General features: G+C 71.3%; 14 protein-coding genes. 8 read left to right on the top strand and 6 right to left on the bottom strand.

Annotated features, from left to right (window positions below; translation table 11 throughout):
* Together PKE44_RS10175 and PKE44_RS10170 are read left to right on the top strand one after the other, a co-directional pair.
* The coding region (locus PKE44_RS10175; protein ID WP_324550710.1) for a hypothetical protein at nucleotides 1–375 on the top strand (375 nt) is incomplete at its 5' end.
* Nucleotides 376–539: 164 nt separating this feature from the next.
* Complete coding sequence (locus tag PKE44_RS10170) at nucleotides 540–1,001, top strand: hypothetical protein (protein WP_324550708.1); 462 nt, start codon at nucleotides 540–542, stop codon at nucleotides 999–1,001.
* A 52-nt stretch (nucleotides 1,002–1,053) separates the two neighbouring features.
* On the opposite strand, the gene PKE44_RS10165 is transcribed toward PKE44_RS10170, so the two are convergent.
* The 5 genes from PKE44_RS10165 to PKE44_RS10145 all read right to left on the bottom strand — a co-directional run bounded on the left by PKE44_RS10165 (nucleotide 1,054) and on the right by PKE44_RS10145 (nucleotide 4,574).
* Nucleotides 1,054–1,242: a hypothetical protein gene (locus PKE44_RS10165; RefSeq protein ID WP_324550706.1), complete on the bottom strand. Its 189-nt coding sequence runs from the start codon at nucleotides 1,240–1,242 to the stop codon at nucleotides 1,054–1,056.
* Nucleotides 1,239–1,574: a hypothetical protein gene (locus PKE44_RS10160; protein WP_324550704.1), complete on the bottom strand. Its 336-nt coding sequence runs from the start codon at nucleotides 1,572–1,574 to the stop codon at nucleotides 1,239–1,241. Before PKE44_RS10160 ends, PKE44_RS10165 begins: the two co-directional genes overlap by 4 nt.
* A 102-nt stretch (nucleotides 1,575–1,676) precedes the next feature.
* Nucleotides 1,677–2,414 (bottom strand): phosphatase PAP2 family protein, encoded by a 738-nt coding sequence (locus PKE44_RS10155; RefSeq protein WP_324550702.1) that lies wholly within the window; start codon nucleotides 2,412–2,414, stop codon nucleotides 1,677–1,679.
* Nucleotides 2,395–3,987 (bottom strand): glycosyltransferase family 39 protein, encoded by a 1,593-nt coding sequence (locus tag PKE44_RS10150; protein WP_324550699.1) that lies wholly within the window; start codon nucleotides 3,985–3,987, stop codon nucleotides 2,395–2,397. Before PKE44_RS10150 ends, PKE44_RS10155 begins: the two co-directional genes overlap by 20 nt.
* Complete coding sequence (locus PKE44_RS10145; RefSeq protein ID WP_324550696.1) at nucleotides 3,984–4,574, bottom strand: DUF1415 domain-containing protein; 591 nt, start codon at nucleotides 4,572–4,574, stop codon at nucleotides 3,984–3,986. The genes PKE44_RS10150 and PKE44_RS10145 overlap by 4 nt, the downstream gene beginning before the upstream one ends.
* Nucleotides 4,575–4,823: 249 nt before the next feature.
* Here PKE44_RS10145 and PKE44_RS10140 point away from each other — a divergent pair, with 249 nt between their 5' ends.
* From PKE44_RS10140 to PKE44_RS10125, 4 genes are all read left to right on the top strand, one after another.
* A complete protein-coding gene (locus tag PKE44_RS10140; protein WP_324550694.1) occupies nucleotides 4,824–5,249 on the top strand; it encodes a CBS domain-containing protein in 426 nt (141 codons plus the stop codon).
* A gap of 58 nt (nucleotides 5,250–5,307) precedes the next feature.
* Nucleotides 5,308–5,733: a YcgN family cysteine cluster protein gene (locus PKE44_RS10135; protein WP_324550692.1), complete on the top strand. Its 426-nt coding sequence runs from the start codon at nucleotides 5,308–5,310 to the stop codon at nucleotides 5,731–5,733.
* Nucleotides 5,734–5,817: 84 nt separating this feature from the next.
* Entirely contained in the window at nucleotides 5,818–6,513 is a 696-nt protein-coding gene (locus tag PKE44_RS10130) for an MBL fold metallo-hydrolase (RefSeq protein WP_324550689.1), read from the top strand.
* A gap of 6 nt (nucleotides 6,514–6,519) precedes the next feature.
* A complete protein-coding gene (locus PKE44_RS10125; RefSeq protein ID WP_324550687.1) occupies nucleotides 6,520–7,341 on the top strand; it encodes a class II glutamine amidotransferase in 822 nt (273 codons plus the stop codon).
* A 22-nt stretch (nucleotides 7,342–7,363) separates the two neighbouring features.
* On the opposite strand, the gene PKE44_RS10120 is transcribed toward PKE44_RS10125, so the two are convergent.
* Nucleotides 7,364–7,801, bottom strand: coding sequence for a C40 family peptidase (locus PKE44_RS10120; RefSeq protein ID WP_324550686.1), 438 nt, complete (start codon nucleotides 7,799–7,801; stop codon nucleotides 7,364–7,366).
* 107 nt (nucleotides 7,802–7,908) lie between these two features.
* Between PKE44_RS10120 and PKE44_RS10115 the strand changes: the two genes are divergently transcribed.
* Both PKE44_RS10115 and PKE44_RS10110 read left to right on the top strand, forming a co-directional pair.
* Complete coding sequence (locus PKE44_RS10115) at nucleotides 7,909–8,391, top strand: peptidylprolyl isomerase (RefSeq protein ID WP_324550684.1); 483 nt, start codon at nucleotides 7,909–7,911, stop codon at nucleotides 8,389–8,391.
* 47 nt (nucleotides 8,392–8,438) lie between these two features.
* On the top strand, nucleotides 8,439–9,947 hold a 1,509-nt coding region (locus PKE44_RS10110; protein ID WP_324550682.1), incomplete at its 3' end, for a peptidase M61.

Here is a 9,947-nt window from a genome sequence, read left to right as displayed (position 1 = left end):
TCCTTCCGTCTGCCGCGAGCCGCCGCCATGACCGATGCCCCGACCCCTGCCGAGCTGCGCGCCCGGCTCGCCGGAACCCCCGACACCGCCGGGCTGCCCGAGGCCCTGCTCGAACGTCTGGCCGCCGAAGACCCGGCGCTGCGCGCGCAGGCGGCCGCGGAGCTGACCGAGCTGTACAACCTGACCTGGCGCGAAGGTCAGGCGCCGGTCGACGAGGCCGGCTTCGCGGCGGCGCTCACGCTCGTGCAGGTCGGCTGGCAGGCCGGTGCGCTGCAGTGGCTGCGCTACGCGGCGCCGGCGCTGATCGGGCCGGCAGCGGTCGTGCTGTACGCCGATGACGAGGGCCGGGGCTTTCGCGCCTGCATCGAGGCCTGAGCACGGAATGCCTGCCGGATTGAGGTTTGATTGATCCGGGTCCGCAGCACTTCCGATGAACAGACCGTAAGATTCGCGCCCGCGGCCGGCCCCTGCTCCGGCCGCGTCCGTTTCCCCTGTCCGCTCCGCCCGGCCCGTACACCAGAACCAGAAGGCTCATGCCCATGCCGTCTTCCGTTGCGCTGCTCCCGATCCGTGCCCGCTCCCTGCTGCTCGCCGTCGCGCTCGGCGCGGCCGCCCTGCCGGCAGCGGCCGGCAAGTACACCGATCAGGTCAACATCCTGCTCGATCGCGTCGATACCGCGATGGCGAAGCGCGGCTTCGAGCAGACGCACACGCCGAAGATCGACAAGCTGCGACAGGGCGACAGCGACAGCTTCTCGTTCACGCTGAAGAAGGGCATGTCCTACAAGATCGTGTCGGTCTGCGATGCCGACTGCAGCGATCTCGACCTCGTGCTGCGGGACGAGGGCGGCAATGACATCGACAACGACGACCAGCGCGACGACATGCCGATCGTCAGCGTCCAGCCGAAGTGGACCGGCAAGTTCACGCTGCGCGTGAAGATGTACTCGTGCAACAACAACCCCTGCTACTACGGCATCGGCATCTACGGCACACGCTGATGCGCCAGGGCCGGCGGCGCCGGACGCCGCCGGCGGTTCGGGCGCGGCGCCGTCACCAGCGCCGGTAGCGGTACGGATGCCACCAGCCGCCGACCATCACCGGCGGCGCGACGACGGCGACCGGCGCCGGCCGGTATCCGTATCCGTATCCGTAGCGGTATGGCTCGGCCGGCACCACGGCGCAGGCCGATACGCCGGCGGCGAGCGCGAGACAGAGCCCGCAACGGGCAACGGCGTTCACGCCCAGTGTCCCGGCACCCACACCCAGCCGCGCGGGCGCTGATCCCAGTGACCCGGCACCCAGCCGGCGCCGAGGCGCGGCGGCTGCAGCCAGTGGCCGTTCTGCCAGACCCACTCGTTGCCGACCCGCTGCCAGTGGCCGGCGACCCAGACGTGGCGCGGCGACGGGCGCTCGATGATGACTTCCTCGCGCGGCGGCGGCGGCGCTTCGGTGACGATGACTTCCTCGACCACGCGCCGTACCGGCACGAACTCCCCGGCCACGGCCGCGGTGAGCGGTGCCGCGACGGCAGCGGCGAGCAGCAGGGCTGCCCGGATTCGACGGGATGCCATGATGGCGGTCCTCCCGAGGACGGATGACACCGGAAACGTCCGGCACGCCCGCTTCGAGCCGGCGCGCCGCGCCGCGTTCGCGCCGGATCGCTTAGGCGAGGCTTAAGCCGGGGCGTCGCCGGTGGCGAGCCGGCGCAGCCAGAAACCGGCGATCAGCGCCGCTACCGTCAGTCCGACCGCGCTGCCGGCCAGCACGTCGCTGGCCCAGTGCTTGGCGAGCAGGATGCGCGTCAGCCCGATCAGCGCCGCGAAGCCGAGCACCCAGGCGCGCTGCCACGGGCGCGCCAGCAGCAGGCAGAGGCAGAAGGCGCTGGTGGCGATGTCGGCCGAGTGCCCGGACGGGAAGCTGTTGTAGGCGGCATTCCAGGTCAGCCCCAGCCACTGCAGCGGCGCATCGCCGGCGCCGGTGTCGGGGCGCGGGTGTGCGATCCACATCTTCAGCACGCGCACGACGAGCAGGCCGCCGATGAGTTGCGCGGCGAGCCATACGCGCGCGACTTCGAACCACAGCCGCTGACGCCGCCACCAGCCGAGCACGAGCAGGGCGATGAAGCACGCATAGCCGGCGTACAGGCCGGCGTCGGTCAGCCACTTCAGCAGGCTGCGCTGTCCGGCGACCCAGAAGCGGCTGGAGAGGTGCCGGCTGAGCGGCGCATCGCCGATGAGCGCCGTCAGCAGCGCCGCCAGCGCGAGCAGCGCGAAGGCGAACGCGAGCGTGGCGTGGGCGCGGGCGCGCACGTTCGCGAACATCGTCGCCGTCAGCGGCTGCCCGGCGAAGCGCTGCGGCTGCGCGCGCAGCAGCGCGCGAGCGATGCCCTCGTCAGCGCGGGCAGCCGGCAAGGACACGGTATTCCTTCAGCTCGACCGAGTAGGTCTCGTCGGTCGTGCAGGCCGGCACCTTGCCCTCCGGGAACCAGTACGACAGGTGCGCGGACTGGATCACGACCAGCGCATCGGGATGCAGCAGATACCACGCGGCGATGTCGGTGCGCTCGACCTCGGTCATCAGCCGGCCGGCGTAGTAGTTCAGGATGCCGCGCGTCGAATGCACGATCGCCACCGGCCGCGAGCCGGGCGCCAGCCGGGCGATGGCCTCGCCGAGCGGCTTGCCGGAGTACAGCGGGTTGACGAGCGTGATCAGCGCGCCGAACACCACCCAGGACACCACGGCCGACAGTCCGGTCCAGCCGATCAGCCAGCGCCGCGGCGGCTGGCGCGACAGCCGGAAGCCGAGGATCGCGCACAGGCCGAGGATCGTGGCCAGCGCGAAGCCGCGCGGGTTGTTGCCGAGCACGTCGTGCGTGCCCCAGCCGATGCCGCCGGCGAGCAGCGTGAACCACACCACCGGCAGCAGCGCCTGTTCGGTGCCGATGCGTGACTGCGCGAGCAGCGTCGTGCAGCCGACGCCGGCGAGCACCGCGCAGAGCGGCAACAGCGGCTGCAGGTAGATGAACAGCTTCCCGGAGATCGCCGAGATCGCGAGCAGCGCGACCAGCAGGCAGGCGAGGACGAAGCGCGCCGCGATCGGTTCGCTCTGCCAGAACGTGCGCGCGCCGCTGACCGCCAGCCCGGTCCACGGCATCAGCAGCACCGGCAGCAGCGTCACGTAGAACCAGACCGGCTCCCGGTGCGACCAGGAATTCACGGCCCGGCCGACCAGCTGCTCGTTCCAGATGGTCACGAGATACGCGCTCTCGCCGTCGAGCCAGACCGCCGCGATCCACGCCAGCACGCCGCCGACCAGCAGGCCGAGGCCGTGCAGCGGCTTCAGCGCGGCGAAGCCCGCCCAGTCGCGCGCGCCGAGGGGGCGCAGCAGCGCCGGCAGCACCGTGAACAGCAGCGCGATCGGACCCTTGATTGCGACGCCGGCGGCACTCGCGAGCCAGAAGCCGACGAGCGCCGCGCGCGAGCGGCGGGTCTCATGCGCGTGCAGCGCCACCCAGGCCCAGACGCAGGTCGCGCAGAGCGTCATGTCCATGCGCGCGATCTGGCCGACCACCAGCGTGCCGAACAGCGTCACGAAGCAGAGTGCTGCCCAGCGCCCGGCCGCCGGACCGGCGAGGCGTCGCCCGAGCACCCAGGTGCCGAAGGTCGCGGCGACGGTCGACAGCAGCGTGAACAGCCGGAACGCCAGTTCGCCCTGGCCGGTCAGCGCGCCGAGTGCGGCGACCAGCCAGAAGTACACCGGCGGCTTGTCCGGATACGGGAAGCCGTTCAGGTGCGGCACCAGCCAGCGCCCGGATTCGAGCATCTCGCGCAGCACCTCGCCGTAGCGGGCCTCGTCCTGCACCCAGAGATCGCGATGCACGGCGAGGTTCAGCGCATGCACGGCGAGCAGGGCGAGCACGAGCAGCGCGGCATCGCGCCAGAAGGCATCCCGGCCGGCAGCGGGGGCGGCGACCGGTGACATCATTCGGCAGGCTTCCGGGCGGCTTCGCCGGCGGCCCGGCAGCGTTCGAGCAGCGCCTCGATCGCCGGGCGTCCGAGCGTGCGCAGCTTCGCGATGTTGGCGTCCGGGATGCCGTCGACATCCGGATGCGTGGCGGCGGCGCGCTCGATGTCGTCCTCGCGGATCAGGTGCAGCACCGGATGCGGCGAGCGGTTGGTCCAGTGCGAGACATCGTCGGGGGCCTCGTCGGCGAACTGGTATCCGGGATGGAACGAGGCCACCTGCAGCACGCCGGCGAGCCCGGCTTCCTCGACCAGTGCATCGGCGACATCGAGGAAGTCGTTGAAGTCCAGGAAGTCCGCGAAGGCGTTCGGCAGGATCAGCAGCGTGGTCTGCACGATCGCCGGATCGGCCTCGGCGAGCAGCGCGAGTTCGCCGGCCAGCCGTTCGGCGATGACCGCCGGCTGCGAGGCGTCGCAGACCGCGAAGCGGATCGTCTTCTTCGTGAACGGCAGCGACGCGAACGGGCAGAGATTCAGTCCGACGACGAGGTGTTCGACCCAGGCGCGCGTGGCGGCGAGGGCCGATTCGGATTCGATGGCTGCGGGCATGGACGCGACCGGGTCGGGGGCTGCCGGCACCGGCCGGCGGCAGAAGCCGGGTATTGTGCCGATCCGCGCCGGTCCGTCCAGCCGCACAGCCCGCGGCCGCCGGCGCCGAGGCCGGCGACAGCCGTCGCGCTGCAGCACCGGGGCAGGTTGGACCCCCGTGCGCCCGGTGCTACTCTGGCCGGGCGCAGGCCCCGCCGCGGCGGGGGCGACGAAACGACAGAGACTCTGGCAAAACCTGGGGGATACATCATGAAGATCAAGGACCTGCTGGCGACCAAGACCGGTCGTCCCGTGACGGTGGCGCCGACGGCGACCATCGCTGAAGCCGTCAGGACCATGCACGGCAACCGCGTCGGCGCGGTGCTGATCCCCGACGCCACCGGCTGTCCGCTCGGCATCTTCACCGAGCGCGACGTCGTGCGCCTGTACGCCGAGGGCGATGACCTGACGCAGGTGACCGTCGAGCAGCGCATGACCTGCTCGGTGGTGCTCGGCAAACCCGATGACAGCATCGACTCGGTGATGTCGCTGATGACCGAGCGGCGCTTCCGGCATCTGCCGGTCGTCGACGGCGGCACGCTGCTCGGGCTGGTCTCGATCGGCGACGTGGTCAAGGCCAAGCTCGACGAGGCCGCCAAGGAAGCCGAGACGCTGCGCGAGTACATCCACTCCTGAGCCCTGCCGGCCGGACCGGCGCGTGCCGCCGGTCCGGCCGCTTCACCCGGTTTCGCCGATGCCGCCGTTCTGGCAGACCAAGTCCCTCGCCGAGCTGAGCCCGCAGGAATGGGAATCGCTGTGTGACGGCTGCGGGCGCTGCTGCCTGCACAAGCTCGAGGACGAGGACACCGGCGAGCTGTTCCACACCCGCGTCGCCTGCCGCCTGCTCGATACCCACAGCTGCCGCTGCACGCGATATGCGAACCGCCGGCGCTGGGTGCCGGACTGCGTGCGGCTCACGCCCGCCGACGTGCCGCGCTTTCGCTGGCTGCCCGAGACCTGCGCCTATCGCCGGCTCGCCGAGGGCCGGCCGCTGCCCGAGTGGCATCCGCTGCTGACCGGGGATCGCGAATCCGTGCATGCGGCCGCCGCCTCCGCGCGCGGCTGGTGCATCAGCGAGCGCGACGGCGTCGACCTGCACGCGCACATCATCGGACGCTAGCGTCCGGCGTGGTTCCCCGAAAACCACCGAAGGCCACCGAAAGCCATTGAAAATCCCTCGACCCCCCCGCGACCGATCCCGCCCATGAACCTGCGCTGCTTTACCGTCGGCCTGTTCCAGGTCAACGCCTGGCTGATCGAAGACCCCGAGACCGGGGCCTGTGTCCTGATCGATACCGGCGAGAGCGACGAGGTCGCCAGCGAGCTGGCCGCGCTCACGCCGCGGCCGGATCTGCGCGCGATCCTGCTGACGCACGCGCATTTCGATCACGCCGGCGGACTCGTGCCGCTGCAGGCGCTGTATCCGCAGGCCGAGACCTGCCTGCCGCGGCTGGAGCGCCCGATGTTCGACCTGCTGCCGCGTCAGGGCGAGCTGTTCGGTGCCCCGCAGTTCTCGAAGCCCTGCGGGCGCATCGACCGCGAGATCGACGATGACGAACTCGTGCGGGTCGGCGCGCTCGAATGCCGCTTCGTGTCGACGCCCGGACACACGCCGGGGCAGGGCTGCTGGCAGGTCGGCGGGCACCTGTTCGTCGGCGACACGATCTTCGCCGGCTCGGTCGGGCGCACCGACTTTCCGCTCAGCGATCCGGGGCTCGCGCAGAAGAGCCTCGCGAAGCTGATGACGCTGCCCGGCGAGCTGCACGTGCACTGCGGCCACGGCCCGGACACGACGCTGGCCGCCGAGCTGAAGGGCAATCCCTACCTCGCGCACGTGCGCCGTGCGCTCGGCATCAAGGAGCCGCGCGGCGGCTACGCCCGCGGCGGCAACTGGGGCTGAGCCGCGATGTGCGAGCTGCTCGGCATGAGCGCGAACGTGCCGACCGACATCCGCTTCAGCTTCACCGGGCTGATGCAGCGCGGCGGTCACACCGGTCCGCACCGCGACGGCTGGGGCATCGCATTCTACGGCGAGCGCGGCGCGCGGCTGTTCCACGACCCCTGCCCGAGCTGCGAATCCGAAGTCGCGCGCCTCGTGCAGCAGCATTCGATCAAGAGCCGCATCGTCATCAGCCACATCCGCCGCGCCAACCGCGGCCGGGTCTGTCTGGAGAACACGCATCCGTTCACGCGCGAGCTGTGGGGGCGCAGCTGGGTGTTTGCGCACAACGGCGAGCTGAAGGGCATCAAGCGCCGGCCCTGCGGCCCGTATGAGCCGATCGGCAGCACCGACAGCGAGCATGCGTTCTGCTGGCTGCTCGGGCGCATCCGCGAGCGCTTCCCGCAGCCGCCGCGCGTGCCGGCGACGCTGTGGCGCTACGTCGCCGGGCTCGCGGCCGAGCTGAACCAGCTCGGCATCTTCAACTTCCTGCTCTCCGACAGCCGCTGGCTGTACGCGCACTGCAGCACGAAGCTTGCGTGGCTGACGCGGCGCGCGCCGTTTGGCGAGGCGCAGCTGACCGATGCCGACATGGCCGTCGACTTCCAGGGCGAGACCACGCCCGATGACGTGGTCACCGTCATCGCCACGCAGCCGCTGACCGGCAACGAGCGCTGGAACCTGCTCGCGCCCGGGGATTTCATCGTGTTCGACGGCGGCGAACCGGTCTGGCAGCACGGGGTGCCGGCCGGCTGCGCGACACCGTCGGCGTTCCTGCATCCCGGCTGATGAAGCGCTCGCGCACGGCCGCTCAGCCGTCGAGATAGCGGACGCAGCCGATCAGGTTGCGCCGCCAGTACGGCGTGTCGAGGCTCGACTTCAGCACCCGGCCGCCGCGGCTCGATGCGTGGATCATGCGGCCGTCACCGGCGTAGATGCCGACGTGCGTCGGCTTGCCGGGTTCGTTCTCGGAGAACAGCAGCAGGTCGCCGGGCTCGGGGTCGGCGGCCGGCCGGCCGTCGCGCAGCAGGTCGGTGGTGGTGCGCGGCACGTGCAGGCCGGCTTCGGCGTAACTGAGCTGCACGAGGCCGCTGCAGTCGAGGCCGCTGCGATCGGTGCCGCCCCAGCGGTAGGGCGTGCCGATCAGCGCCTCGGCACTGGCGAGCACGCGCGCGCGCCGTTCGGACAGCCCCGATGCGCAGCCGGCCAGTACGACGGACAGGCAGACGTACGCGAGGCGGCGGAGCATGGCGGCGGCACCGGAAGGCGGCAGGGCAGGGGATGCGCCCGAGTATAGCCGGCGGGCGCCTGTGCTAAGGTCGTGCCTTCCCGTCCCCTCCCAGCGGTAAACCCTCCATGAAAGCAGCTTCCGGCATGGTCGTCTCCATGCATTACACCCTGACCGACGACGCCGGCGAAGTGCTCGACACCAGCCAGGGCCGCGGTCCCTTCGACTACCTGCACGGCCACGGCAACATCATCCCCGGTCTCGAAAGCCGGCTCGAAGGTGCCGAGCCCGGCTTCAAGGACAAGGTCACGGTCGCACCGGCCGACGGCTACGGCGAACGCAACGACCAGGCCGTGTTCGACGTGCCGCGCGACCAGTTCCCGCCGGACGAGGAGATCCGCGTCGGCATGCAGGTGCACGGCGAAGGCCCGCAGGGCGTCATCGCCTTCACCGTCGTCGATGTCGCCGAGGACAGCATCCGCCTCGACGGCAACCACCCGCTGGCCGGCAAGACGCTGCATTTCGATGTCGAGATCCTCGACATCCGCGCCGCGTCCGAGGAAGAAATCGCCCACGGCCACGTCCACGGCCCGCACGGCCACCACCACTGAGCCGCTGCGACCGCGGGGCCGGCCCCCGGTCGCTTCCCGATGCCTGCATGAACGCACCGATCCGCTACACGCTGCTCGCCACGGCGCCGCACACCCACCGCTTCCTCAGCCGCTGCACGGTCGCCGAGCCGGCTGCCGACGGGCAGTGCTTCGTGCTGCCGGCGTGGATTCCGGGCAGTTACCTGATCCGCGAGTTCGCGAAGAACGTCATCGCGTTCACGGCGTGCGACGGCGACGGTGCGCCGGTGGCGGTCACGAAGACCGGCAAGGACGGCTGGCGCTGCGCGCCGTGCCGCGGACCGCTGAGCGTCGAACTCGAAGTCCATGCGCTGGATCTCTCCGTGCGCACGGCCTGGCTCGACACCACGCGCGCCTACGCCAACGGCACGGCGCTGTTCCCGCGGCTGCCGGATCGCGCCGATGCGCCCTGCGAGCTGGAAGTCGTGCTGCCGCAGGGCGAGACCTACGCCGGCTGGCGCGTCGCGACCGGGCTCACGGCGCTCGCCACCGACGCGCGCGGTGCCGGCCTGTACGCGGCGGCCGATTACGACGAGCTGGTCGACTGCCCGATCGAGATCGGTGACTGGCAGCACGCGCGCTTCACGGCCTGCGGAGTGCCGCACGAGATCGTCATCGCCGGGCGCTGCACGGTCGATCTCGACCGGCTCGCGCGCGACCTGGAGCGCGTCTGCAGCGCGCAGATCCGGCTGTTCGGCGAGCCGGCGCCGTTCGAGCGCTATCTGTTCCTGGTCATGGCGGTCGGCGACGGCTACGGCGGGCTCGAACACCGCAACTCCACGAGCCTGCTGTGCGCGCGCGACGACCTGCCGCAGCCGGGGGCTGCCGAGCTCACCGACGGCTACCGGACCTTTCTCGGTCTCTGCAGCCACGAGTATTTCCACGCCTGGAACGTCAAGCGCATCCGGCCGGCGGCGTTCACGCCGTACGACTACCAGCGCGAGAACTACACGCGGCTGCTGTGGGCCTTCGAGGGCATCACCTCGTATTACGACGACCTGATGCTCAGGCGCTCCGGCCTGATCGACGAGGCCGCCTGGCTGCAGTTGCTCGGCGAGACCGCGACCCGCGTCTGGCGCGGGCCGGGGCGGCATCGCCAGTCGGTGGCGGAGTCGAGCTTCGATGCGTGGACCAAGTTCTACCGCCCCGACGCCGATACCCCGAACGCCGTGGTCAGCTATTACGCCAAGGGCGCGCTGGTGGCGCTCGCCCTCGACCTGACACTGCGCCGCCTGAGCCGGGGCACGCGCTCGCTCGATGACCTGATGCGCGCGCTGTGGCAGCGCTACGGCCGGCCCGGCCTCGGCGTGCCCGAGGACGGCATCGAATCGCTGGCCGCCGAGCTTGCCGGCCAGCCGCTCGCCGACTTCTTCGCCGCCTGCGTGCATGGCACCGGCGACCTGCCGCTCGCGGAGCTGCTCGCCGGACACGGCCTCGTGTTCCGGCTGCGTCCGGCCGAGGGCGCCACCGACAAGGGCGGCCGGGCCGGCAGCGGCACGGGCGGGCGCGTCGATGCCGGCTTGCGCACGACGCTCGCC

Source organism: Plasticicumulans sp. (genome assembly GCF_035331805.1).
GTDB lineage: Bacteria > Pseudomonadota > Gammaproteobacteria > Competibacterales > Competibacteraceae > Plasticicumulans.
Note: the sequence above shows the minus strand (reverse complement) of the source record. Positions and strands in the feature narration are given on the sequence as shown.

Bases quoted from the DNA above. Each gene is read 5' to 3' on its own strand.
- PKE44_RS10130 (WP_324550689.1), top strand. From the start codon at position 5,818: ATGAACCTGCGCTGCTTTACCGTCGGCCTGTTCCAGGTCAACGCCTGG.
- PKE44_RS10125 (WP_324550687.1), top strand. From the start codon at position 6,520: ATGTGCGAGCTGCTCGGCATGAGCGCGAACGTGCCGACCGACATCCGC.
- PKE44_RS10160 (WP_324550704.1), bottom strand. From the start codon at position 1,574: ATGGCATCCCGTCGAATCCGGGCAGCCCTGCTGCTCGCCGCTGCCGTC.
- PKE44_RS10150 (WP_324550699.1), bottom strand. From the start codon at position 3,987: ATGATGTCACCGGTCGCCGCCCCCGCTGCCGGCCGGGATGCCTTCTGG.
- PKE44_RS10140 (WP_324550694.1), top strand. From the start codon at position 4,824: ATGAAGATCAAGGACCTGCTGGCGACCAAGACCGGTCGTCCCGTGACG.
- PKE44_RS10145 (WP_324550696.1), bottom strand. From the start codon at position 4,574: ATGCCCGCAGCCATCGAATCCGAATCGGCCCTCGCCGCCACGCGCGCC.
- PKE44_RS10170 (WP_324550708.1), top strand. From the start codon at position 540: ATGCCGTCTTCCGTTGCGCTGCTCCCGATCCGTGCCCGCTCCCTGCTG.
- PKE44_RS10135 (WP_324550692.1), top strand. From the start codon at position 5,308: ATGCCGCCGTTCTGGCAGACCAAGTCCCTCGCCGAGCTGAGCCCGCAG.
- PKE44_RS10115 (WP_324550684.1), top strand. From the start codon at position 7,909: ATGAAAGCAGCTTCCGGCATGGTCGTCTCCATGCATTACACCCTGACC.
- PKE44_RS10120 (WP_324550686.1), bottom strand. From the start codon at position 7,801: ATGCTCCGCCGCCTCGCGTACGTCTGCCTGTCCGTCGTACTGGCCGGC.